Source organism: Monashia sp. NPDC004114 (assembly GCF_053603855.1).
The window spans coordinates 62,538-85,979 of record NZ_JBSGGK010000009.1; the positions used below are offsets into that span (position 1 = coordinate 62,538).

Consider the following 23,442-nt stretch of genomic DNA (forward strand, 5'->3'; position numbering starts at 1 on the left):
CGCGACTCGCCGCGCCGCCGCGCGGCGCCGCACCCGGATGGAGCCGGCGCTCTGCGCCTGAGGGTCAGCTCCCGATGGTTCTGGTCCGGAGTCTGCAGTGTCCGGGTGTGCCGCGGGAGGCATCAGTTCATCGACGGGTCGTCGGGGAAGTTCGCCACGAAGGCGAGGCTGTCGCGCTGGCGGCGCAGGACCTCGCGCCACAGGTGCTGCGGGTCGGCGGTGAACGCGTCACGCACCTCGGCGTCGACGACATACCAGTCGCCCCGCCGGATCTCGTTCTCGAGCTGTCCCGACTCCCAGCCGGAGTAGCCGGCGAAGATGCGCATCCCGGCGAGCTCGGCGGCGACGACCGGCGTCGGGACGTCGAGGTCGACGAGCCCGATCGAGCCGAACAGGCGCTTCACCCCGAGCGGCTCGGGCTCGTCGCCCGGCACGGTGACGATGCCCAGCGCCGAGGAGGTCGACACCGGCCCGCCCTGGAACAGCACGTGCGGTGCCGTCACGACGCGCTGCCAGCCGGGCAGCACCGAGTCGACCTCTGCCGACAGCGGTTTGTTGAGCACGACGCCCTGGGCGCCGCCGTCGTCGTGATGGAGCATGAGGATCACCGAGCGGTGGAAGACGTCGCCCCCGACGGACGGGGTCGCCACGAGGAGGCGGCCGGTGTGGAACGTCGAGCTCACGGCCCAAGCCTTCCACACCGGCAACCCATCAGAAGCGCGCCCCGCGGCGACCGCGCTCGTCGTCGCCCCAGCGCGAGACCAGCCGGTCGCCGCCTCGGTCGTGACGGCGCCCACGGCGCTCGTCGTGTCCGGCCCCGTGGTGCGGGCGGAAACCGCCGCGCGAGCCCTGCCGCGGCCCCCGGGCTCCGGCCGGGCCCCGACGGTGCTGCTTCGGTCCGGCCAGCAGGCGCTGGAAGTCCTCCTCGGCGATCGGCACGCCGGACGGGGCGGTGGCCCCGGTGGCCGCGATGATGTCGTCGCCCGGAGCAGCCTTCACCGGCGCGATGTCGAGCCCCGCGTCGCGCAGCTGCCGCTCCATCGTGCGCCGCTGGTGCGGCAGGGCAAGCGTGACGACGGTGCCCTTGTCACCGGCGCGGGCGGTGCGACCCGAGCGGTGGAGGTAGTCCTTGTGGTCTGCCGGAGGGTCGACCTGCAGGACGACCGACACGTCGTCGACATGGATGCCACGGGCGGCGACATCGGTCGCCACGAGCACGGGAAGGGTCCCGTCGCGGAAGGCGCCGAGCACGCGGTTGCGGGCGCCCTGGTTGAGGCCGCCGTGCAGCGCCGCAGCCATGACGCCCTGCTCACGCAGCTGGCCGGCGACCCGGTCGGCGCCGAGCTTGGTGCGGCAGAAGACCACCGTCCGGCCGGGTCGGTTTGCGACCTCGGCCGTGATGACCTTCTTGTGCATCGGGTCGATGAGCAGCACGTGGTGCTCCATCGTCTCGACCGAGGCCGTCGCGTCGTCGGTCGAGTGGACCACGGGGTCGGACAGGTAGCGCTCGACGAGGTTGTCGATGCCGTTGTCGAGCGTGGCGGAGAAGAGCAGGCGCTGCCCGCCCTCGGCCGGGATGCGGTCGAGGATCGTTGTGATCTCGGCCATGAAGCCCATCTCGGCCATGTGGTCCGCCTCGTCGAGCACCGTGATCCGGACTGAGCCCATCTCGACGGCGCCACGCTCGAGGAGGTCGTTGAGACGACCGGGGGTGGCGATGAGGATGTCGACGCCCTTGTTGAGCGCGTTGATCTGGGTCGTGTAGCTCAGGCCCCCTGCGACGAGCTTGTGGCGCAGGCCGACGACGTGGACGAGGGGCTCCAGCGCGTCGGAGACCTGCATCGCGAGCTCACGCGTGGGCACGAGGACGAGCGCGCGCGGGCGGCGCGCCTCGCGCTGGTGGCCGTCCTCGAGGAGGCGGGCGATGAGGGGCAGACCGAAGGCGAGCGTCTTGCCCGAGCCGGTCTGGCCACGGCCGAGGACATCCTTGCCGGCAAGCGCATCCGGGATGGTCGCGGCCTGGATCGGGAACGGCGAGGTGATGCCGTCGCGCGCGAGGCGCTCGACGACCAGCTCGGGCAGGCCCAGGGCAGCGAAGCCGTTGTCGGCCCCCACCTCGACAGGGCCCTCGGTCACCGGGGTCCGGGTCGCCTTGGTCCAGGTGTCGGCCTCGATGCGCTCGGCCTCGGCGTCCTCGAACGACGCCGGAGCGAACCGGTCAGCGTCGCGGTCGATGCGCGGCCGACCGAAGCCACGGTCGTCGCGGCGATCGGACGAGCCGCGGTCATCGCGCCGCTGGTAGCCACGGTCGTCGCGCCGGTCGAACGAGCGGCGGTCGTCGCGACGCTGGAACCCGCGGTCGTCACGGCGCTGGTAGCCGCGCTCGTCTCGCTGGTCGTCACGGCGCTGGAAACCGCGGTCGTCACGGCGGTCGAACGAGCGACGGTCGTCGCGACGCTCGAAGCCACGGTCATCACGGCGGTCGTACGAACGACGGTCGTCGCGGCGCTGGTAGCCGCGCTCGTCACGACCGTCGAACGAACGGCGGTCGTCCCGACGCTCGAAACCGCGGTCGTCGCGGCGCTGGTAGCCGCCGTCGTCACGACGGTCGAACGAGCGACGGTCGTCCCGACGGTCGAACGAGCGACGGTCGTCCCGACGGTCGAACGAGCGACGGTCGTCGCGACGCTCGAAACCGCGGTCGTGGCCGCGGTCGTCACGCCGGTCGTCACGCCGGTCGTCACGCCGGTCATCTCGGCGGTCGTCTCGGCGGCCATAGCCACGGTCAAAGCTGCGGTCGTCGCGGCGCTGGTCGCCGCGGTCGGACGAGCGGTGCTCGTCGCGCGGGCCGCGCCACTCACGGCCGCCGACGTGTGCCGTGGCAGCCGACGTGGGACGCGAGCTCTTGCCGGCGGTGCCGGGCTTCTGGCCGCGATGCGGCTTCTTGGCCGCCGCGGCGGCGCGAGCCTTCTTCTCGGCGGGGGTCCAGCGGGCCTTCTTGGGCGCGCTGGAGTCAGACTTCTTGGACATGCGTGTTCAACTCTTTCGACTCGAGCAGACTTCGTCTCGAGCCGTGAGTCACACCACGACCATGCAGACGAGCCTCAGGCGCAGTGACTGCGCCCGTGTGTACCGGTGCCCGGCATCTGTGCCGTCCGGTGATCGGATCCGCTCCGCGTCGGTGCCGGGCCGCGCCGGTGGCGCGATCTTCCGGTTGGGGTGTCACCTCGTCGGACGCCACGCCCACCGGGCATCAACCGGCGCCGTCTCGTCCGTCGTGATCCGAGGGGACCTCGGAGTCGGATTCACCGATTCTATCAGCGCCGGCGCGGTGCCCTGACCATCAGCGCGGCGGCCCCGAGGGCCACCCCGACCAGGTCGAGCACGGCGTCCCACACGTCGCCGGTGCGGCCGGGCAGCAGGAAATGCTGGATGAGCTCGCTGACCGGGGCGTGGATCGCGAAGACCACCACCGCGAGCCGCACGGACCCGAAAGCCCGCCCGACGGCATACGTCGGGATCGCGAACACGAGCGCATGGACGACCTTGTCGGTCCAGCTGACGGGTCCCTCGACGGTGACGACCGGCCAGTAGAGGACGAGGAGCTGGGCTACCACAGCGGCGACAGCGAGGCCGCGGGCGAGACGGCCGGTCGGGGCGGCCGTGGCCGACCTGGCGCTGGTGGCACTCGTCATGGGCTCGCAGTGTAGGTAGGTTTCCTTGGGACGGTCCGGCATTCCCCGCGACCGCGCGCCAGGAGCGAGGGGACCACTCATGGGCAAGCGAACCGTAACCGTCACCGGCACCGGAAAGGCGTCGGTCTCGCCCGACGTCGTGCGGCTCGACCTGCGCGTGGGCCATGACGCCAACGACGTCGCTGCCGCGCTGTCCGGAGCGGCCAAGGGCATCGCGGCCGTGGGCCGGGTCGTGCGGGACAAGGGCGTCGCCGACGCCGACATCCGCACCCTCGACGCCGGGGTCAACCAGCGCTGGGACAACACCGGCGTGGCCGTCGGCTTCACCGCTCAGCAGCGGATCGCGGTCACCGTGCGCCGCCTCGAGGCCGTCGGCGAGATCCTCGAGGCCGCCGCGGCAGAGATCGGCAACGCGCTGCTCGTGGACCAGGTCCGGCTCGACGTCGCCGACCGCAGCGAGGGGCTGGGCCAGGCACGTGACGCGGCCTTCGCCGACGCGAGAGCCAAGGCCGAGCAGTATGCCGCCCTGTCGGGTAGCGAGCTCGGCGCAGTTCTCGGGGTGGCCGAGTCCGGGGCGATGCCGCTGGCCGGCAGGCGGATGAAGACGATGGCGATGGCGATGGACGCGGGGGGCATGCCCGTGGAGGGGGGCGACCTCGACCTCGTCGCGTCGGTCACGGTGACCTGGGCGCTCGCCTGACGGCATACCCCGCCCGTACCGTGGTGAGCAAGGTCACGGAATAGCGCAACCGGCCCAACCGTTGGGAGATACATGGCTACGACTGAACTGACCGCTGAGACGTTCGAGAAGACCGTCCTTGACAACGACATCGTCCTGGTCGACTTCTGGGCGTCCTGGTGCGGCCCGTGTCGCCAGTTCGCGCCCGTCTACGACGCCGCCTCGACGAGCAACGACAACGAGGGAATCGTGTTCGGCAAGGTCGACACCGAGGCCGAGCAGGCGCTCGCGTCCGCGGCGAACATCACCTCGATCCCGACCCTCATGGCCTTCAAGGAGGGCGTGCTCGTCTTCGCCCAGCCCGGGGCGCTGCCGCAGTCGGCACTCCAGGACGTCATCGACCAGGTGAAGGCGCTTGACATGGCTCCGATCAAGGAGCAGCTCGCGACGCAGGGTTCCGGCTCGGCCGCGGAGGCCTGACCGACGCTGCGCAACGCACAGACACGAGAAGAGGGCGCCTCCCGATGGGGAAGGCGCCCTCTTGTCGTACAGCTGGGACAGCGCGATGTGGGCACAGGTGGTGGAGGTGGCGGGAATTGAACCCGCGTCCGATGGCAAGACACCAGGACTTCTCCGGGTGCAGTGCGCTATGGCTTTTCTCGGCCCCAGGGCTCGCGCGCACACGTTCCCTGACAGGCCCAGTTGAGTTGGAGTCCCACGCAGCCCCCCAAACATGACTGCGCAGCAAGTTTCCTAGCTGATGCCAGGCACTGAGTCGGAAACTACCTCAGGCTGACAGACCTCGGGGCTCGCTCAGGCGGCGAGGGCGAGGTCGGTGCGCTTAACGTTGGCACCTATTGGTTTGCAAGGAGCGTTTACGAGATAACCCTGCATCCTCGACCCGCTTCCCCTGATGCGTCGACCACCGTCGAAACCGATCACCCCCATGAGGGTGTCCACATCGCGCTGTTCACTTGTCAACTGGTTCTGCTGCTGCTGCGAACCACAGTATGCCTGAGGAACGTGTGGGCGGTCCAAGCCATTCCCGCAGGGTGCCGTCTCAGAATGGGTCGCTCCCCGCGGACGAGCGGCCCGCGCCACTAGGCTGCCAGCGCACGCCCCCACACCCCTGGAGGTCTGATGTTCCGCAAGGTCCTGGTCGCCAACCGAGGCGAGATCGCCGTTCGTGCCTTCCGGGCCGCGACCGAGCTCGGGGCACGCACCGTCGCCGTCTTCCCGTACGAGGACCGCAAGTCGGAGCACCGGATGAAGGCGGACGAGGCCTACCAGATCGGCGATGCCGGCCATCCCGTGCGCGCCTACCTGGACTACGAGGCGATCGTGGCCAAGGCCGTCGAGGCCGGCGCCGACGCGATCTACCCGGGCTACGGCTTCCTCTCCGAGAACCCGCTCCTGGCCGAGGCGTGCGACGCCGCCGGCATCACCTTCATCGGACCGCCGGCATCGGTGCTGCACCTCACCGGCAACAAGGCTCGCGCGATCGCCGCCGCCCGCGAGGCCGGCCTGCCGACCCTGCGCGGGTCCGCCCCGAGCACCGACCTGAACGCCCTGGAGTCGGCGGCCGACGGGATCGGGTTCCCGGTCTTCGTCAAGGCCGTGTCCGGCGGCGGCGGTCGCGGGATGCGCCGCGTCGAGACCCGCGACGGGCTGCGTGAGGCCCTCGAGGTCGCCAGCCGCGAGGCCGAGTCGGCGTTCGGCGACCCGACCCTCTACCTCGAGGAGGCCGTGGTCAACCCGCGGCACATCGAGGTGCAGGTGCTGGCCGACGGCACCGGCGAGACCGTGCACCTCTACGAGCGCGACTGCTCTCTCCAGCGGCGGCACCAGAAGGTCATCGAGATCGCTCCCGCGCCCAACCTGGACCCGGCCCTGCGCGAGCAGATGTGTGCCGATGCGGTGACCTTCGCCCGGTCCATCGGCTACGTCAACGCAGGCACGGTCGAGTTCCTCCTCGGAGAGGACGGCCGCTACGTCTTCATCGAGATGAACCCTCGCATCCAGGTCGAGCACACGGTGACCGAGGAGGTCACCGACATCGACCTCGTGGTCACCCAGATGCAGATCGCGTCGGGCGAGACGTTCGAGTCGCTGGGACTGCGGCAGGCGGACATCCGCACCAAGGGCTTCGCGATGCAGTGCCGGATCACGACGGAGGACCCCGCCAACGGCTTCCGCCCGGACGCCGGCACGATCACGACCTACCGCTCCGCCGGCGGCAGCGGCGTCCGCCTCGACGGTGGCACGGTGTTCGTCGGCGCCGAGATCAGCGCCCACTTCGACTCGATGCTCGTCAAGCTGACGTGCCGCGGCATGACGTTCCCGATCGCGGTCCGGCGGGCGCAGCGAGCCCTGGCCGAGTTCCGCGTCCGGGGCGTCTCGACGAACATCCCGTTCCTGCAGGCCGTGCTCGACGACCCGACCTTCCAGGCCGGGCTGGCCACGACGTCGTTCATCGACCAGCGGCCCGAGCTGCTCGGCGCGCGCGTCCCGGCCGACCGCGCGACCAAGCTGCTCACCTACCTCGCCGACGTCACCGTGAACCAGCCGAACGGTCCCGTGACGACGCGGATCCGGCCGCGCGCGAAGCTCCCGGCCCTGCCCGGCACGCCGGTGCCCGAGGGCGCCAGGGACCGCCTGCGCCGGCTCGGACCGGCCGAGTTCGCTGCCCAGCTGCGGGCGGCCAAGGACGTCGCGGTCACCGACACGACCTTCCGGGACGCCCACCAGTCGCTGCTTGCGACCCGCATGCGCACCCGCGACCTCCTCCACGTCGCCAAGCACGTGTCCTACCTGACACCGCAGCTGCTGTCGATGGAGGCCTGGGGCGGCGCGACCTACGACGTCGCGCTGCGGTTCCTCGCCGAGGACCCGTGGGAGCGGCTCGCCGCGCTCCGGGAGGCGATGCCGAACATCCCCCTGCAGATGCTGCTGCGAGGTCGCAACACGGTCGGCTATACGCCGTACCCGACCCAGGTCACCGACGCGTTCGTGCGCGAGGCCGCGGCGACCGGCCTCGACATCTTCCGGATCTTCGACTCCCTCAACGATGTCGCCCAGATGCGTCCGGCGGTCGAGGCGGTCCTCGAGACGAACACCGCCGTGGCCGAGGTGGCGCTGTGCTACACCGGCAACCTGCTGAGCCCCGACGAGACGCTCTACACCCTCGACTACTACCTGCGTCTGGCCGAGCAGATCGTCGCTACGGGCGCCCACGTCCTCGCGATCAAGGACATGGCCGGACTGTTGCGCGCCCCGGCCGCGACCCGCCTCGTGACGGCCCTGCGCGAGCGCTTCGACCTGCCGGTCCACCTGCACACCCACGACACCGCAGGCGGCCAGATCGGCACGCTGCTGGCGGCGATCAACGCCGGGGTCGACGCGGTCGACGCCGCGACCGCGACGATGGCAGGCACCACCTCGCAGCCCTCGCTGTCCGCGCTCGTCGCGGCCACCGACGGGACCGACCGCCCGACCGGCCTCGACATCGAGAACGTCTTCGCGCTCGAGCCGTACTGGGAGGCGGTCCGCCACCTCTACAAGCCGTTCGAGTCCGGCCTCGACTCCCCCACCGGACGGGTGTACTTCCACGAGATCCCCGGCGGCCAGCTGTCCAACCTGCGCCAGCAGGCCATCGCGCTCGGCCTCGGCGACCGGTTCGAAGCCATCGAGGACATGTATGCCGCTGCGAACCGCATCCTCGGCAACGTCGTCAAGGTGACGCCGAGCTCCAAGGTCGTCGGCGACCTCGCGCTCGCCCTGGTCGGAGCAGGCGCGGACCCGGACGACTTCGAGCAGGACCCGCAGAAGTACGACATCCCCGACTCGGTCATCGGCTTCCTCAATGGCGAGCTCGGCGACCCGCCCGGGGGCTGGCCCGAGCCGTACCGCACCAAGGCGCTCGCCGGCAGGCAGACCCGGCCGCGGCTCACCGAGCTGACGGCCGACCAGGAGAAGGCACTCGTCGACGACCCGCGCCGGGCGCTGAACCAGCTGCTCTTCCCCGGCCCCACCCGCGAGTTCGAGAACTCGCGAGAGTCCTATGGCGACCTGTCTGTGCTCGGCACGGTCGAGTTCCTGCACGGCCTGGAGCCGGACGAGGAGTACGAGGTCGAGATCGAGCAGGGCAAGCGGCTGCTGCTCGGCATCCAGTCGATCAGCGACGCCGACTCCAAGGGCATGCGCACGGTCATGTGCACCCTCAACGGCCAGTTCCGACCGATCCAGGTGCGTGATCGTTCGGTCGAGGCCGACGTGAAGTCGGCGGAGAAGGCTGACGCCGGAGCCAAGGGCCACGTCGCAGCGCCGTTCGCCGGGGTCGTGTCCCTGGCTGTCGCCGAGGGCGATGCCGTCGAGGCCGGGGCGGTCGTGGCCACCATCGAGGCGATGAAGATGGAGGCGAACATCACGACACCCACGGGTGGCACCGTGTCGCGCGTCGCCATCGGCACGCACCAACAGGTCGAGGGTGGCGACCTTCTGGTCGTCATCACCTGACCCACCATGACCGAACACCGCGTCCGGATACCGAGTTCAGCGCCGGTCGTGGTCAGTGCAGATGCGGCAGGGTCTGGTCGTGGAGCAGTGCTCCCCGGAAGAGGTCGCCCTCGCGCTCCAGGCGGTCCAGGATGGTGCGGATCGTGAAGCCGTCCGGCCGCAGGTCGGGGTCGTCGAGCTCGTCCCAGTCGATCGGGGCCGACACGGGCGCGCCCGGTGCCGGTCTCGGGCTGTACGGTGCGACCAGGGTCTTGTTCACCGCGTTCTGGGTGTAGTCGAGCCGAGCTCTCCCCCGGCGCTTGCTGGTCTGCCACTCCCAGCTCACGACCTCCGGCGCGACCGCGCCGACCGTTCGCGACACGCCCTCGACCCACTCCCGAGTCTCCTCGAAGGTCGGTCCCCTCGCGATCGGCACCCACACCTGTATGCCGCGCCGGCCCGTCACCTTCGGATAGGCGCGGACCCGGAGATGCTCGAAAGCAGCCCGGTGGAGCCGGGCGAGCGCGAGGACGTCCTCCCACGACGTCTGCTCCCCGGGGTCGATGTCGAACAGGGCGTAGGTCGGCGAGGCCGGCGCAGCCGTCATGGACGTCCATGGGTGCCACTCCAGGCCGCCGAAGCCCGCGGCCCACACGAGCGCGGCCGGCTCGTCGACAACGAGGTATGTCCGAGTCTCGCCCGGGTCGGCGTCGGGGTTCTCCCATCGCGGGAGCCACGACGGAGCGCGATCCGGAAGTGCCTTGTGCCAGAAGCCCTTCGACGCAGCACCGTCGGGATAGCGGTGGAGGTTGAGCGCGCGGCCACGCAGGTACGGCACGACGACGGGCGCGACTCGCGCGGTGTACGCCAGCAGCTCGCGTTTGGTCACCGGAGGCTCACCGTCGCGGCCGGGGAAGAGCTCCTTGTCGAGGTTCGTCACCCGCAGCCGACGCCCGAAGACGGTCCAGGTGCCCTCCCGCTCGAGCCGGCCCAGGGCCTCGAGCTCGTCCTCGCTCGGCCCGTCGACCGTCTCACCGATGACGATCTCGGCCTGCGCGGCAGGAAGATCCGAGCGCCAGAGCCGGTCGGGCGCGGCACGGACCTGCTCGTTGGTGCGTCCGCTCAGCACCGAGGTCGCGTGGTCCTCGGCATCCCACCCGCTGACGGCGAACCGGTCGTGCTTGTGGAGCAGGAGCCACTGGTCCTTGCCGCTCCGGTCCCCGTCACCGTCGCTGCGCACCAGGACGAAGCGGCCCCTGAGACGCTCCCCGTCGAGGTCGGCGTGGAAGCTGCCGTCGCGCACCGCGGCCGCGGGATCATCTGTGCCGTAGGGCTGCCAGGTCCCCCGGTCCCAGACGATGACATCTCCGCCGCCATACTCGCCCGCCGGGATGACGCCTTCGAACATCTCGTACTCGATCGGGTGGTCCTCGACGTGAACCGCGAGCCTGCGCACATCGGCGTCGAGCGTCGGGCCCTTGGGCACCGCCCAGCTGACCAGCACCCCGTCGATCTCGAACCTCAGGTCGTAGTGGAGCCGGCGGGCGCGATGCCGTTGCACGACGAAGCGCCGCGCGCCCTCCGCCGACGGTGCGACAACGCCCGCCGGCTCGGGAGTGCGGGTGAAGTTGCGCTTGCGCCGGTAGAGCTCGAGCGGGTCGTGCGGCGGGTCGCCGCTCCTGGGCATGCCTGACCATTACCCCAAGCCGTGCCCGGTGGCAACACACCCCGAGACCATCAGTGGCGGGCCCCGGTCACCACGAGCCGGATGACGAGCCGCCGCCTCCACCACCGGAGAAGCCGCCGCCGGAGAACCCGGACCCGCCCGATGAGCCGGGCGTCGACGTGAACGTGCCGGTCGAGGTCGTCGAGAACGAGTCGACGCCGCTGGCGATGCTCGTGAAGTCGGGGAACGTGGCGCCGCTCCACACGTACCAGGTGGGCATGAGCAGCGGCTGCCCGGCCGCCTCGGCCGCCGCGGCGACCTGGGCGAACGTGCGAGCCCACCGGTCCGCGACACCGAACACCACGGCATACGGCAGGTAGCGGCTGAAGATGTTGCTCGCCTCTTCGAACTCGATCTGCCCCGCCTCGGCCGTGGTGAGGTACTCCTTGAAGCCGAGCGACTGAGCGAGCACGGCCGAGCCCTCGGCCGTCTTGGCCGCCATCTTGCCGCCGAGGAACCACACGATGCCGCCCGCGACCACGAGACCGACTCCGAGCGCGATGCCGCCGGTGAACTGCGCGCCGAGGATCGCATCGAGAGCCGCACGGCCCCAGAAGAGGATGACGCCACCGATGACGGCAAGGATGATGCCGAGGCCCTGCCACACGCCGCGCTGCGCCTGCGGCGAGCTGCGGAACCAGTGGCGGGTGACGACCTCCTTGTACATCAGCGACTGGATCGACTTCAGCGTGCTCGCGAAGGTGTTCTTCAGCTCGGACAGCTGCACGACGTCGCCGCGGCTGCTGAAGATCCCGTCGAGCAGGCGCCGCTCATAGGGCAGCAGCCCCTCGTTCGCGGGTGGGGCCAGCCGCGTGAGGGTCCAGTCGGTCCGGCTGAACATGCCGCTCGAGTCGTTCTCCTCGATCCGCAGGAACCCGCGGACCGCCAGGTCGATGACGGTCGCGGAGACGTCGATGGGGTTGGCGGTCTCGTCGATGATGACGCCAACCAGACCCGGCTGGACCCCAGCCGGGGGCTGGAACTGCACGGCCACGGTCGGCCGGCCACCGCGGACCGTCGCCGCCGCGGGCGTGCCGTCGCCGACGGCTCCGGTGCCATATGCCGGAGACAGGCCCGGAGTGAGGTCGGCGTAGCGCTCGTCACGTCCGCGCGTCCACACCAGCGTGCCCATCACGGCCAGGGCCAGCACCGGTGCACCGATGCCACCGACCCAGGCGGCAGCGTTCGCGGCCGGTGCAGCGTCAGAACCGATCGAAGAGCTCGCGTCGCCCTCACGGACGTCCGGGTGCACGTTGCCGAAGGCCGAGGCCGGGTAGGACGCCACCACCGTCATGGCATCGCCCGATGCCAGGTTGCTCGCCGAGAACAGCGCGGGGCTGCCCGAGGCGGCCGAGCAGGGATCAGTCGAACCACTCGGGCCCTGGAAGCAGCGGACGGCCGTCGAGGCCGCCGGCGCGGTGACCGTGACGCGGACGTTCTCGCGCGGCGTCAGCTCGTTCGTGCCGAAGACGTTGTAGAACAGCTCGACCGTCTGCGCCGTCGCCTGGCCGGTCGCCGGCTTGCCGTCGGCCGTGATCGGGTTGAGGACGTTGTGCAGGGTGTACTTGACGACGTAGATCTGGGTGCCGCTCGTCAGCTCGTCGGGGTTGCCGATCCGGATCTGCTTGGCCGCGCCGATGTCGCTGACCGCGAAGTCGGCCGGCGCGCCGCTGGGGCTCGACGCGTCGACATCGGTCATGTCGAAGTAGCGGTACTTGCCTTCCTCGTTGTTGTAGCCCATCCGGACGACGATGTTGCGCACGATGCCGTGCCGCTGGGCCCCCTGCGGGAAGCGCCATGTGATCTGCTCCGTGACCGCGACGCTGCCGTCCGGCTTCAGCTCGAAGAGGGCGTCGTACTTCTGCATCGCCTCGCCGGTCGACTCCGCCGCGTGCGCCGCACCCGCCGGCAGGACGAGCAGCACCATCGCGGCGACCGCCAGGCCGAGCACGCCGAGCACGGCGAGAACCCCGCGTAGCCCGCGCTGGCGCTGGCGCTGCGTCCGCAATGCGGTCGATCCGGTCATCGGTACCCCTTCACGTCGAGGGATGTGGCGTCCGGCCCGAGGCGGTCGAAGCGCTGCACAGTGCATCCTGACACCGGACGCGCCAGACAGTCTGCCGGTTCCGCAGTCGGGCTCGGTTCGTGGCTCAGCGGCGGCGGTTGGCGGCGCTCATCGCGCGGTCGGCCTCGCGCCGGTCCTGCCGCTCGCGCAGGGCGTGCCGCTTGTCGTACTCCTTCTTGCCCGTCGCGAGCGCGATCTCGACCTTGGCCCGGCCGTCCTTGAAGTAGAGGGACAGCGGCACGATGGTGCGCCCGCTCTCGCGCGTCTTGTGCGCGATCTTGTCCAGCTCGGACCGGTGCAGCAGCAGCTTGCGCTTGCGTCTCGGGGCGTGGTTGTTCCACGTCCCGTTGAGGTACTCGGGGATGTGGACGTTCTCGAGATACAGCTCGTCGCCGGTGAACATCGCGAACCCGTCGACGAGCGAGGCACGGCCCATCCGGAGCGCCTTGACCTCGGTGCCGGAGAGCACGATGCCGGCCTCGAACGTGTCCTCGATGAGGTAGTCGTGGCGAGCCTTGCGGTTGCTCGCGATGAGCGACCGCCCCTTCTCCTTGGGCACCGGACCGTCCTTCCTGACTCGTGCGGCGTGACAGCGAGGCCAACCGTACCCCGAAGGTGCATGCCGCTCAGAGCCAGTTTCGCTGGTCGCGCCGGGTCAGAGCCACTTCAGCGGGTTGACCGGGGTGCCGTCCTCGTAGACGCCGAAGTGCAGGTGACAGCCGGTGGAGTACCCGGTCGTGCCTGAGTAGCCGATGAGCTGGCCGCGGTTCACGTGCCCGCCCCACTTGACGATGCTCGACAGGTGGTTGTAGGTCGTGACGAGGTCGACTCCCCGGTGGATGCCGTGGTCGATGACGACCTGGTTGCCCCACCCGCTCGCGCGCCAGCCGGCGCGGATGATGTCTCCCGGCGCGGCGGCATACACCGGCGTCCCGCAGGGGATGCCCCAGTCGAGACCGTCGTGGAGCATCCACTTGTGCAGGATCGGGTGCCAGCGCATGCCGAAGCCGGAGGTGGTCGGCCCGTTGGCCGGGCGGCTCAGGTAGTTCGAAGGGGTCGAGTCGCCGGGCACCGACGGCGGGATCCTCGGGACGTAGACCTGGCCCTTCCTGCGGGCCGCGGCCGCCTTGGCCTGCTCGGCGCGGATCTTGGCGGCCCGCTCGGCGCGCAGCTTGGCCAGGCGCTGCTGCTCACGGATCTTGGCCTGGCGGGCGCGCTCGACGAGGATCGCCTGCAGCCGGGCGGACTCGGCCTGCGCGGCGGCGAGATCCTCGGCCACGTTCTTGCGCTGCTGGGCGAGGTCGGCGGCTTGCGTCACCTGCTGCGCCTTGAGCTGCTGGAGCGACGTCTGGGCGGCGACCGCGTTGCCGGCCGCGGTCACCGCGTTGTTCTTCGCGACGATCGACTGGTTCTTGGCCTGGGTGGCTGCGGCGGACGCGGCTTCGGCGTTGCGCAGGGCCACCTCGGCCTGGCGCTTCAGCTCGGCGATCTCGGCACGCACGGACGTGAGGTAGGCGCGGGTCGAGACGTTGTCGGCGGTCATGGCCGCGAGCTTGTCGATGGTGTCGCTCGCGACCGCGCTGGCGGTGTCGGCCATGACGAGCCGGTTGGCGAAGTCCTCGGGCGAGGTCGAGCCGAACACCAGCCCGAGCTGGGACTCCTGCCCTGAGCCCTGGAAGACTTCAGCGGCATACGAGTCGAGGGCGTCTTGGCTGCTGACCAGGTCGGATGAGCTCTTGGCCAGTCTCTCGGAGGCGCGCTGCTCGTTGGCCTGGGCGACCGCGAGCTTCTGGGCGACGTCGTCGTTGTGTGCGCGTGCCCGGGCCTCGGCATCGATGGCACGGGCCTCGGTGGCCTCGGCCTGGGCCTGAGCGGCCTCCGCTTGGGCCTGCGCGGCCTGCGCGGCCGAGACGCGCTGCTGCGCGACGGGGAGGGCTGCGTTGGTGCGCTCGAGCTTGACGTAGGCGCGAGCGAGGGCGGCGTTGGTGCCTTCGAGCTGCTGGCCCAGGGCGGCGATCCGGCGGTCGGCCTGCTTCTTCTGGTCAGACACGTTGTCGGCGCGTGCGCTGAGCGCAGCTCCGGCCGAGATGGTGCACAGCATGACGAGGCTCGCGGCCGTCAGCTTGGTCGCGAAAGACAACCTCTCTCTACGCCTCAGGAGCCACATATGTTCCATTGGTACCACAGGTCACGTGAGTTGGGGAGAGTTCCGGGCAAATCACCCCGATCTGCCAGCCTGCGTCGAGACGACGACGACTGAGAAGAGTGGCCTGCGGGAGCGGTCGTTCACGCAGTGGTCAGGGCGATGCCGTGCAGCCGCTCTCAGACGCGCAGGTAGCGGCGCAGCGTGACCCAGGAGGTGACCGACGCGAGCACGATGACGCCCGCGATGATGAAGGGTGCCACGTAGTAGACGTCCGCGACCCCGATGAAGGCCGTGTCGGTGAGCGCCTGGGACAGGAAGCCCACGACGCCGTAGCGCACCGTCGCCCAGAGCATCACCATCGCGAGCACGGCTCCGGCGACGCTGGCGAGGACGGTCTCCATCACGAACGGGAACCGGATCGTGAAGTTCGAAGCACCGACCAGACGCATGATGCCGGTCTCGCGGCGTCGGCTGAAGGCGGTCTGCCGGATCGTCGTCGAGATGAGCATGACCGCGGCGAGCACCATGAGCGACGACAGGGCGATGGCTGCCCAGGAGACGGTGTTCATGAAGGTGAAGAACTTCTCGAGAAGCTTCTTCTGGTCCTGCACGTCGGCCACGCCGGGCATGCCCTTGATCGAGCTGGCAACGACGTCGAACTTGTTGGGGTCATTGAGGTTCACGCGGTAGGAGTCCGCGAAGTACGACTCTCCAGCGCGGGCGAGCGGTGAGTTCTTGTAGGTGTCCTTGAACCGCGAGTACGCCTGGTCGCGGGTCTCGTAGAAGACCTCCCTGACCGTCGGCTTGAGCGCCTCGAGCTCGGACTTGATCGCCTGACGCTGCGCGTCGGTCGTCGGCTCACCGGCGCAGTTCGCGTAGCGGGTCTTCTCGGCGCAGAGCAGCACGGTGACCTGGACGCGGTCGTACCAGTAGTCCTTCATCGTGTCGACCTGCCGCTGACCCATGAGGCCCAGGCCGAGCAGGTACATCGAGATCATCGTGACGATGACGACCGAGACGGCCATCGACAGGTTGCGCCGGAGGCCGTTGCCGATCTCGCCGAGGAGGAACTGGAGTCGCATGGGTGGGTCTCCTGGGGCTCAGCGGTGGCTCGGCTCGACGGCGTCGGTCCTGCGGATCCCGCCGCGTGGGCGTGGCAGGTCCGCGTCCCGCCCGATCGGGGGCAGCGCGTCGGGGTCGTCAGGCTCGTCAGTGTCCTCAGCCCTCCCCGCGTCGCCGGAGTCGACGCCCTCGCCGTATGCCGGGTCGTGACCGCTGGACTGCCCAGCGCCAGTTCCGTTGCCGTTCAAGCGAACTGGTGCGATCGACCCGGTCGTGTAGTCGCTGGCCTCGATGTCGCTGACCATGACGCCGTTGTCGAGACGGATCACGCGCTTGCGCATCGCATCGACAGTGACCGTGTCGTGCGTGGCCATGACGACCGTCGTGCCGACGCGGTTGATGCGGTCGAGTAGCTGCACGATCTCGAGGCTTGTGTCGGGGTCGAGGTTGCCGGTGGGCTCGTCGGCGAGCAGGATCTGTGGCCGGTTGACGAACGCACGGGCGATCGCGACGCGCTGCTGCTCGCCGCCCGAGAGCTGGTGCGGCAGGCGTTTCTCCATGCCTTCGAGTCCGACCAGCTCCAAGGTCTCTGGGACGGTCTGGCGGATGCGGGCGCGGCTGCTGCCGAGCACCTGCAGGGCATAGGCAACATTCTGGAAGACGGTCTTGTTGGGCAGCAGACGGAAGTCCTGGAAGACACAGCCGATCTCGCGGCGAAACGCCGGCACCTTGCGGTCCGGGAGCCGGTCGAGCTCACGCCCCGCGACCAGGATCCGGCCGGAGCTGGCGTCCTGCTCGCGCATGACGAGCTGCATCAGGGTGGACTTGCCGGATCCTGAGGTGCCGACGACGAAGGCGAACTCGCCGCGCGACACCTCCAGGCTGACGTCGTCGAGCGCCGGACGGGTCGTCCGCGGGTAGATCTTCGTGACGTTCTCGAAGAGGATCATGCGTCGGACCTCGACTCGTACACGGGTGCGGCTGGGTAGTGCTTGTGGGCTGGGACCCGGGCTGCCGGCATACGGCGTGGAAAAGCACTGGATCGGCTACGAGGCTACGGCTCCGACTGGTGGTTACCGGGGGAATTCGGGCGCGTGGGCGTGGCGCGCCGCCGGTGGGTGTCAGCAGACGAGCGTGGTCAGCCCCTGGGCTGACTCGCTGCCCGCGCGGAAGATCTTGCCCCAGCCCTGCGTGCACAGCTGGGTGGTCCGGACCGGGGTGCTGTAGCTGGTCTGCTGACGGTTGGCGCTCGTCGAGAAGCCACGGGCCTCGGGCTCGCCGCGCACGACGACGCCGGAGTAGACCCAGTAGCTGAACCCGCGGTTGTGGTACTGGTCCCACACGTAGACCGACGAGAAGTTCATCCACGCCTGGCCGCGCGAGTCGGAGCACCACCCGATGAACTGGCGGACGGTGAAAGCCTGCATGCCGAGGTCGGACACGACCTTCTTGTCGCCGATCTGCGAGATGTGGCTGCAGGGCACGACGGCGGCCTCGACAGCGAGAGCGGCGGCAGGGCCGGCGGCCGGCGCGGGCGCCATCGTGGCACTAGTGGCGGTAGTGGTTGGGGCAGTGGTTGCGGCGGCGCGTGCGGCGATGGGGGCGGCGGTTGGGGCGGCCGTGGCCGGGGCGACGGCGAGACCGGCTGCGGCGCCGAGGGCGGCGAGCGAGGTCAGGGTGCGGCGGAGCAGAGCAGACATGCGGCGAGTCCTTTCGGGGCGGTCGGAAGGGTGCATCCGACCGACACGAGGTCAGGGACCCGCCTCCCGCGGACCCCTGCTCGCCCGGTCAACCCACCCGACGCGGTAGTTCCGCGCACAGGTCTACCGGGTCACGGGCCCGTTGTCCTGTTGGATTCGCTGGACCAGGCCCGAGTTGCTCAGCCCTCGGACTTCTTCTGGGCGATCTGCCAGCGGATCCCGGCCTCGATGAACGCGTCGATGTCGCCGTCGAAGACCGCGGTCGGGTTGCCGGTCTCCTGCTCGGTGCGCAGGTCCTTGACCATCTGGTACGGGTTGAGCACGTACGAGCGCATCTGGTCACCCCAGCTGGCCTTGATGTCGCCGGCGAGCTCCTTCTTCGCGGCGGCCTCCTCGGCCTTGCGCTGCACCAGCAGTCGCGACTGCAGCACTCGCAACGCCGCGGCGCGGTTCTGGATCTGCGACTTCTCGTTCTGCATCGACACGACGATGCCGGTCGGGATGTGCGTCATCCGAACGGCGGAGTCCGTCGTGTTGACGCTCTGCCCGCCGGGGCCGGAGCTGCGGAAGACATCGACCTTGATCTCGTTCTCGGGGATGTCGATCGAGTCGTCGCTCTCGATGAGCGGGATGACCTCGACGGCGGCGAAGCTGGTCTGGCGGCGACCCTGGTTGTCGAACGGGCTGATCCGCACCAGGCGATGCGTGCCGCCCTCGACGGCGAGATGGCCGTACGCGTAGGGGACGTTCACCTCGAAGGTCGCCGACTTGAGGCCGGCCTCCTCGGCGTAGGACGTGTCCATGACCTTGGTCGCGTAGCCGTGACGCTCGGCCCAACGGAGGTACATCCGCAGCAGCATCTCGGCGAAGTCCGCGGCGTCGACGCCACCGGCGCCGGAACGGATGGTCACCACGGCCTCGCGGTCGTCGTACTCCCCCGACAGCAGGGTGCGGACCTCGAGCTCGCCGACGTCCTTGCGAAGCGACTGGAGCTCCCGCTCGGCCTCGTCGAGGGTGGCCTGGTCGCTCTCCTCCTGGCCCATCTCGACGAGCACCTCGAGGTCGTCGATGCGGGCGTCCATGCCCACGACCCGGTCACGCTCGGAGTTGGCCCGGGACAGGGCACTGGTCACCAGCTGGGCCTTCTCGGGCTCGTCCCACAGGTCGGGCGCGGCTGCCTGCTGCTCCAGGTCGGCGATGGTCTTGCCGAGGGCGTCGAGGTCGGTGACGCCGCGCACGGAGTCCATCGTCGTGCGCAGTTCCTTGATCTCCTGGGTGAAGTCCACAGCCACGAGGGAACAGCCTACGGCAGCACGAGCGTATGCCGTGCACGCGCCGGGCGAGCCCGGCCCTGAGTGTGCCCCGGCTCTGAGCGTGCGCCCGCTCTGCTGGGTATGTCGACTGATGCACCGGAGTCGCAGAAACAGTCGGGCGATCGCGCGACCCGGGGGCGCCGTCATCCGGGCGGCGCCGAGCCTCCACGAAAGGTGACCATGAGCGTCCGCACCAGTTCCCGAGTCAGCGTCGGCACTGTCGTCGTCCTGATCTGGCTCCTCATCGGCGTGATCGCGGCCTTCCAGCGCGGCTACTTCGGCTCGGCCTCACCGAGCTGCAGCCGCGTCGGGACGACCGCCGTCACGATCATCGCCGGTCCGCTCAACTATGTCGGCCTCAACCCGAAGATCGGCTGCACGACCCCGCAGCCGTCCGGCTGATCGGGCCGGTCCGGCTGAGCCGGCCGACCCGACCGAGGGCCCGTCCGAATCGGACGGGCCCTCGGTCGTGTCTACGTCGTGCTGGCCACCGGCCTTCAGCAGTAGCGGTACCCGGCGCCCTTGGTCGTCCAGGCGCAGGTGTCCATGAGGCGTCCCGACGCGTTGCGCAGGTATGCCGTGTCACCCGGGCGTGAACCCTCGGTGGCGGTATGCAGTCTTTGCAGAGTTTCGTGACGTTTTGGGAAAGTCTGTCTGGTGTCGAGTTGGCGGACAGACCGGCCGCCCTGCCACCTGCGCCGACCGCACCAGGTGTCGTAGCGTCGAGGGGTGCGTAGCTTTCTGGTGACAGACCAGGTCCGCTCGTATGCCGTGGACCACAGCAGCTGGAGACCGGACGAGGTGATGCGTGGGCTGCGAGCCGAGACCGCCGCACTCGGCGACCCGGCGACGATGCAGATCGGCGAGGACCAGGGCCAGCTCCTGACCATGCTGACGAGTCTGGTCGGCGCCCGTCGGGCCGTCGAGATCGGCACCTTCACCGGCTACTCCAGCCTCTGCATCGCCCGCGGCCTCGCCGACGGGGGGTCGCTGCTGTGCTGCGACATCAGCAGCGAGTGGACCGCGATCGGGGCACGTGCCTGGGCGGCCGCCGGCGTGGCCGACCGGATCGTGCTGCGCATCGGGCGGGCCCTGGACACGTTGCGGTCGCTGCCCGAGGACGACCTGTTCGACCTCGCGTTCATCGACGCGGACAAGCCGGGCTACGTCGCGTACTGGAACGAGCTGGTGCCGCGGGTTCGCCCGGGCGGCCTGCTGCTCGCGGACAACGTGCTGTGGAGCGGGCGCATCGCCGACCCCGCCGACACCGACCGCAACACCGAGGCGCTCCGTGCGTTCAACGACGTCGTCGCCGCCGACGACCGCGTCGAGGCTGTCGTGCTGACGGCATACGACGGCCTCACCATCGCCCGCCGCCGCTGACGCACGCTCACAACAGGCGAGCCCCGCCGGCGACGTGCCGCAGCGCCGCGCGTCGTCACGACGCGCTCGGCCGGGCGGCACGCCGGACGTGTCGCATGGTCTTCGGCGAACCTGCCCGTTGTGTAGCCGCGGGCACAGACTGGCGCACTCGATGGCGCGATCGTCGTGGTGATCAAGCAGTCCCACTCCTCCAGGAGGTCGATCCCCATGATCCCCACGACTTTTGGTAACAGCCCCGAACTGCTGCTGCAGGTGCTCGCCATGCAGAACGCCGAGGACATCGCACGAGCCCAGCGCGCGAGCCTTGCCCGGGCCCAGCGGGCCAAGAAGCGGGAGCACAGACGCCGGGTCGGGGCGTTCCGCTTCTGGGTGCACCGGTCGCGGCACGCCTCGGGAAGCGAGACAGCGTCGCAGCGTCTGGCTTAGCCGAACCCTGGGGCAGCGCAGCCGCCGCCCCGACAGGTCGTCAACGGCTGCATCCCCATTACTCCACTCAGGCCCGGGTCGAGCCATCCGCGGCGGCGCGCAGCGCCGCCGCGTCGACCACTGTGATCGTGCCGCGTCCCAGCTTGACGATCCCGGCGGACTCGAGGCGACGCAGCACGCGATTCGCCGTGGGTCGCGTGACGCCTGCCAGCTCGGACAGCTCGGTCTGCGTGATCGGTAGCGGGAGCGCGGTAGGTCGGCCGCCGTCGCGGGCGTAGAGGCCGAACAGGTCGACGAGCCGGCGCACGACGCGCAGGTCGGCGGGCGTGTGCAGCGCCTCCATGAGCGCCTCGGTGAGGCGTCCGACCCTCGCCGCCAGCAGACGGGTCAGCAGCCGTGCCACGGATGGCTGCTCAGCGCACAGCCTCTCGAAGTCGCTGAACGTCAGGACGAGAGTCGTCGTCGGCTCGATCGCCTGGATCGTCGCCGTGCGCCGCCCGTCGCGCGCGAGCATGGCGAGCTCGCCGAACGCCTGCCCGGGCCCGATGACGGAGTAGGCCACCCGGTCGCCCTCGGCAGAGAACCGCTTGGCGACCACCCGGCCCTCGACGAGGAAGTGGAGGGCGTCGGCGAGGTCACCCTCGTGAAACACCACCTCACCGGCGGCATACGTCCGGCGGCGCATCCGGGCCAGGACGCGCCGACGCTCCTCCGGCTCGAGGTCCGACAAGAGGCCGACGGAGATCGTCACGTGCCCGCTCCCCCGCGGATCACGTGCCCTGGAGCACGGACGGTGTGTCGCCCAGCGCACAGACGCGGAGCCCGTGATGGGAGATCGTCGAAGTGGTCAGTGAAAGTCCTTGCGGCACAAGGGAAGGAGCCCACGATGAGCTTCACGGAGAAGCCTCGGCATCGCACCGATCTCGCCCACCACCATCCGCGCGTGAGCCGCGTGGCGTCAGGCCGACGCACGAGTTGGACGTGGGAGTGCAGCTGCGGAGGAACCTCAGGACGCGCGTCCGCCACAGCCCTCACCTGGCACCAGGCCTTCGTCGGGGCCCTCATCCACTCGGCGTCGATCGCCCCGTGAGCAACGACGTACAGCCCGCGAGACATGGAGCATCACCGAGGCACGGGAAGGGGAGACAGGGAGTCTCGTGCCTCGGCGAGAAGCGCCGACTCCGCCCGGTCGAACAAATCCTGGGCGGAGTCAGGCATGTCCGCGATCGCCGTCATCCCGACCTGGCCGCACTCGGTGATGGAGCTGATCATGTGGAACACGACGCCCTGCTGCCGCGCATGGTCGTAGTGCAGGCCGGCTCGGGCAACCACATCGAAAAGGTCAGCGACACGCAGGCCATGAAGTGACTCGGCCTCGAGGTGGTCGGTCGCGACGAGGTACCTCACCGCCCCCGAGGGCGTGACGAAACGTCCCTCGTCGGGCTCGTAGCGGCCGTCGGTCAGGAACTGAAGCGTGAGGAACGGGTGCGTCGTCCCGCCCCTTCGCAGGTTCACCTCGATGGCATAGGCCTCCCACTCCTGGCCGTGCCGCACGACGACGAAGTCGAGGGCGAACCGTCCGATGACTCCCTTTCGCGCGAGCGCCATCCCCACGGCCTCCGCCGCGCGCGTGATGGACACCGCGTATGCCGGATCGGCCGGGAAGCGCGCACCGAGGTACAGCTGACCGGTGGGGCCACCAAGGATCTGGTCGTGCGTCGAAAGGATCTCCAGCTCGCCGCTAGGCAGAAGACGCATCTGGACGCTGGGACTACGCACCTCGTCGCCGACGATCCGCTCTTCGACGATCCCACCGCGCTCGGCCAGCTTGTCGAGGTATGCCCCGAGCGTTGCCGTGCTGTCCTCGAACGCCATCGCGCCGACGCGGTCCTCGACGCGTGCGCGGAGATCGTTGCCGTATGCCGGCGAGCTTGCTTGGCCGCCAGGCGTCCCCGCGTCGTCGGGTCCCTCGAGGCCACGCAGGTCGACCACGGCATTTCCCGATCCGGACGCGCCCTCGTTGAGCTTCACCATGGCCCACTCAGCCTGTGGCCGCTGCGCGTGCAGGTCGACGAGGGCGTCGACGAGCTCGCCGACACGGTGGATGTCCTCGGCACCGGCTGGGAACTGGACGCCTGCCTCGGCGAACAGCTGGCGGCAGCCGGACTTCGTGCCGAGGTGGAAGTGGCGCGGGTCGGCGGCATACATCGGGATGCCCAGCTGGAGCGCCAGGTCACGTTCACGCGTCGTGCTGGTGTACGGGATGAGGTGTGAACGGTTCCTGTCCGGCACCCGCGCCGAGATCTCGGCGAGCACCCGCGGACGAGCGAGCAGCTTGTCGGTCAACGGGATCGGTGAGGAGTCTCCCACCGCGATGAGGGACAGGCGGGCCCGGGCGTGGCTCGGGATGACTCCCGACAGGAGCGACAGGTAGTACTCGATGATCTGGGGGTCGATCGGCATCGAGGTCACATACACCATGCGCAGCCGTGGTTGGCGAAGGAGCAGCAGCAGGAACAGGAACCGTTCCTCGAGCGCCTGGTTCATGGCGGCGGCCCGGGGGCCGAGCCGGTCGACGGTCATCGACGGGACGACGACCACGGACTCGCCGGGCACGGCCCTGCCCTGCAGGCTCCACACGTCCGGAAGACGGGCCTGTAGCCGATCGAAGGCGTCGTACCTGCTCGCCTCGTCGAGATCGGCAAGCGTGAGGGCGAGGGCTGAATCTGATTGCTGGACAGGTGTGCTCATGT

19 protein-coding genes and 1 other RNA gene are annotated in these 23,442 nt (G+C 69.9%); 6 read left to right on the plus strand and 14 right to left on the minus strand.

Going from position 1 to position 23,442, the window contains the following annotated elements; translation table 11 throughout:
• Positions 1 to 122: 122 nt before the first annotated feature.
• From ACWEOW_RS13220 to ACWEOW_RS13230, 3 genes are all read right to left on the minus strand, one after another.
• Positions 123 to 683, minus strand: coding sequence for a YqgE/AlgH family protein (locus tag ACWEOW_RS13220; protein ID WP_452269667.1), 561 nt, complete (start codon positions 681 to 683; stop codon positions 123 to 125).
• A gap of 28 nt (positions 684 to 711) precedes the next feature.
• Positions 712 to 3,030 carry a DEAD/DEAH box helicase gene (locus ACWEOW_RS13225; protein ID WP_452269668.1) on the minus strand — a complete coding sequence of 773 codons (2,319 nt, stop codon included), beginning with the start codon at positions 3,028 to 3,030 and terminating at the stop codon, positions 712 to 714.
• A 287-nt stretch (positions 3,031 to 3,317) separates the two neighbouring features.
• On the minus strand, positions 3,318 to 3,695 hold the full coding sequence (locus ACWEOW_RS13230) for a VanZ family protein (RefSeq protein ID WP_452269669.1): 378 nt from the start codon (positions 3,693 to 3,695) through the stop codon (positions 3,318 to 3,320).
• 79 nt (positions 3,696 to 3,774) lie between these two features.
• On the opposite strand from ACWEOW_RS13230, the gene ACWEOW_RS13235 reads away from it, so the two are divergent.
• Entirely contained in the window at positions 3,775 to 4,395 is a 621-nt protein-coding gene (locus ACWEOW_RS13235) for an SIMPL domain-containing protein (protein ID WP_452269670.1), read from the plus strand.
• A gap of 72 nt (positions 4,396 to 4,467) precedes the next feature.
• On the plus strand, positions 4,468 to 4,854 hold the full coding sequence (gene trxA, locus ACWEOW_RS13240; RefSeq protein WP_452269671.1) for a thioredoxin: 387 nt from the start codon (positions 4,468 to 4,470) through the stop codon (positions 4,852 to 4,854).
• A 98-nt stretch (positions 4,855 to 4,952) separates the two neighbouring features.
• Here trxA and ssrA read toward each other — a convergent pair.
• Positions 4,953 to 5,320: a transfer-messenger RNA gene (gene ssrA / locus ACWEOW_RS13245) on the minus strand.
• A gap of 194 nt (positions 5,321 to 5,514) precedes the next feature.
• Here ssrA and ACWEOW_RS13250 point away from each other — a divergent pair.
• Positions 5,515 to 8,889 carry a pyruvate carboxylase gene (locus ACWEOW_RS13250; RefSeq protein ID WP_452269672.1) on the plus strand — a complete coding sequence of 1,125 codons (3,375 nt, stop codon included), beginning with the start codon at positions 5,515 to 5,517 and terminating at the stop codon, positions 8,887 to 8,889.
• Between the two features lie 52 nt (positions 8,890 to 8,941).
• Here ACWEOW_RS13250 and ligD read toward each other — a convergent pair whose 3' ends face one another.
• The 8 genes from ligD to prfB form a co-directional block, all read right to left on the minus strand.
• A complete protein-coding gene (ligD, locus tag ACWEOW_RS13255; RefSeq protein ID WP_452269673.1) occupies positions 8,942 to 10,555 on the minus strand; it encodes a non-homologous end-joining DNA ligase LigD in 1,614 nt (537 codons plus the stop codon).
• A gap of 67 nt (positions 10,556 to 10,622) precedes the next feature.
• The gene (locus tag ACWEOW_RS13260) at positions 10,623 to 12,620 is read right to left on the minus strand and encodes a DUF2207 domain-containing protein (protein ID WP_452269674.1); all 1,998 of its coding nucleotides are present in this window, start codon (positions 12,618 to 12,620) and stop codon (positions 10,623 to 10,625) included.
• Between the two features lie 124 nt (positions 12,621 to 12,744).
• Complete coding sequence (gene smpB, locus ACWEOW_RS13265) at positions 12,745 to 13,218, minus strand: SsrA-binding protein SmpB (RefSeq protein ID WP_452269675.1); 474 nt, start codon at positions 13,216 to 13,218, stop codon at positions 12,745 to 12,747.
• Positions 13,219 to 13,314: 96 nt separating this feature from the next.
• Entirely contained in the window at positions 13,315 to 14,799 is a 1,485-nt protein-coding gene (locus tag ACWEOW_RS13270; RefSeq protein WP_452269676.1) for a peptidoglycan DD-metalloendopeptidase family protein, read from the minus strand.
• 182 nt (positions 14,800 to 14,981) lie between these two features.
• On the minus strand, positions 14,982 to 15,887 hold the full coding sequence (ftsX, locus tag ACWEOW_RS13275; RefSeq protein WP_452269677.1) for a permease-like cell division protein FtsX: 906 nt from the start codon (positions 15,885 to 15,887) through the stop codon (positions 14,982 to 14,984).
• A gap of 18 nt (positions 15,888 to 15,905) precedes the next feature.
• Positions 15,906 to 16,817: a cell division ATP-binding protein FtsE gene (gene ftsE, locus ACWEOW_RS13280; protein WP_452269678.1), complete on the minus strand. Its 912-nt coding sequence runs from the start codon at positions 16,815 to 16,817 to the stop codon at positions 15,906 to 15,908.
• A 171-nt stretch (positions 16,818 to 16,988) separates the two neighbouring features.
• On the minus strand, positions 16,989 to 17,567 hold the full coding sequence (locus ACWEOW_RS13285; protein WP_452269679.1) for a hypothetical protein: 579 nt from the start codon (positions 17,565 to 17,567) through the stop codon (positions 16,989 to 16,991).
• 179 nt (positions 17,568 to 17,746) lie between these two features.
• Positions 17,747 to 18,859 carry a peptide chain release factor 2 gene (prfB, locus tag ACWEOW_RS13290; protein WP_452269680.1) on the minus strand — a complete coding sequence of 371 codons (1,113 nt, stop codon included), beginning with the start codon at positions 18,857 to 18,859 and terminating at the stop codon, positions 17,747 to 17,749.
• A 201-nt stretch (positions 18,860 to 19,060) separates the two neighbouring features.
• Here prfB and ACWEOW_RS13295 point away from each other — a divergent pair, with 201 nt between their 5' ends.
• The 3 genes from ACWEOW_RS13295 (at position 19,061) to ACWEOW_RS13305 (ending at position 20,689) form a co-directional block, all read left to right on the plus strand.
• Positions 19,061 to 19,282 carry a hypothetical protein gene (locus ACWEOW_RS13295; RefSeq protein WP_452269681.1) on the plus strand — a complete coding sequence of 74 codons (222 nt, stop codon included), beginning with the start codon at positions 19,061 to 19,063 and terminating at the stop codon, positions 19,280 to 19,282.
• Between the two features lie 327 nt (positions 19,283 to 19,609).
• Positions 19,610 to 20,263 (plus strand): O-methyltransferase, encoded by a 654-nt coding sequence (locus tag ACWEOW_RS13300; RefSeq protein WP_452269682.1) that lies wholly within the window; start codon positions 19,610 to 19,612, stop codon positions 20,261 to 20,263.
• A gap of 207 nt (positions 20,264 to 20,470) precedes the next feature.
• A complete protein-coding gene (locus ACWEOW_RS13305) occupies positions 20,471 to 20,689 on the plus strand; it encodes a hypothetical protein (protein ID WP_452269683.1) in 219 nt (72 codons plus the stop codon).
• A gap of 67 nt (positions 20,690 to 20,756) precedes the next feature.
• Here the strand turns inward: ACWEOW_RS13305 and ACWEOW_RS13310 are convergent, their stop codons facing one another.
• Both ACWEOW_RS13310 and ACWEOW_RS13315 read right to left on the minus strand, forming a co-directional pair.
• Complete coding sequence (locus ACWEOW_RS13310) at positions 20,757 to 21,440, minus strand: Crp/Fnr family transcriptional regulator (protein ID WP_452269684.1); 684 nt, start codon at positions 21,438 to 21,440, stop codon at positions 20,757 to 20,759.
• A gap of 371 nt (positions 21,441 to 21,811) precedes the next feature.
• Positions 21,812 to 23,440, minus strand: coding sequence for a peptide ligase PGM1-related protein (locus ACWEOW_RS13315; RefSeq protein ID WP_452269685.1), 1,629 nt, complete (start codon positions 23,438 to 23,440; stop codon positions 21,812 to 21,814).
• Between the last annotated feature and the right edge of the window lie 2 nt (positions 23,441 to 23,442).

Bases quoted from the DNA above. Each gene is read 5' to 3' on its own strand.
- ACWEOW_RS13225 (WP_452269668.1), bottom strand. From the start codon at position 3,030: ATGTCCAAGAAGTCTGACTCCAGCGCGCCCAAGAAGGCCCGCTGGACC.
- ACWEOW_RS13230 (WP_452269669.1), bottom strand. From the start codon at position 3,695: ATGACGAGTGCCACCAGCGCCAGGTCGGCCACGGCCGCCCCGACCGGC.
- ACWEOW_RS13235 (WP_452269670.1), top strand. From the start codon at position 3,775: ATGGGCAAGCGAACCGTAACCGTCACCGGCACCGGAAAGGCGTCGGTC.
- trxA (WP_452269671.1), top strand. From the start codon at position 4,468: ATGGCTACGACTGAACTGACCGCTGAGACGTTCGAGAAGACCGTCCTT.
- ACWEOW_RS13250 (WP_452269672.1), top strand. From the start codon at position 5,515: ATGTTCCGCAAGGTCCTGGTCGCCAACCGAGGCGAGATCGCCGTTCGT.
- ligD (WP_452269673.1), bottom strand. From the start codon at position 10,555: ATGCCCAGGAGCGGCGACCCGCCGCACGACCCGCTCGAGCTCTACCGG.
- ACWEOW_RS13260 (WP_452269674.1), bottom strand. From the start codon at position 12,620: ATGACCGGATCGACCGCATTGCGGACGCAGCGCCAGCGCCAGCGCGGG.
- ftsX (WP_452269677.1), bottom strand. From the start codon at position 15,887: ATGCGACTCCAGTTCCTCCTCGGCGAGATCGGCAACGGCCTCCGGCGC.
- ftsE (WP_452269678.1), bottom strand. From the start codon at position 16,817: ATGATCCTCTTCGAGAACGTCACGAAGATCTACCCGCGGACGACCCGT.
- ACWEOW_RS13285 (WP_452269679.1), bottom strand. From the start codon at position 17,567: ATGTCTGCTCTGCTCCGCCGCACCCTGACCTCGCTCGCCGCCCTCGGC.
- ACWEOW_RS13295 (WP_452269681.1), top strand. From the start codon at position 19,061: ATGAGCGTCCGCACCAGTTCCCGAGTCAGCGTCGGCACTGTCGTCGTC.
- ACWEOW_RS13305 (WP_452269683.1), top strand. From the start codon at position 20,471: ATGATCCCCACGACTTTTGGTAACAGCCCCGAACTGCTGCTGCAGGTG.
- ACWEOW_RS13315 (WP_452269685.1), bottom strand. From the start codon at position 23,440: ATGAGCACACCTGTCCAGCAATCAGATTCAGCCCTCGCCCTCACGCTT.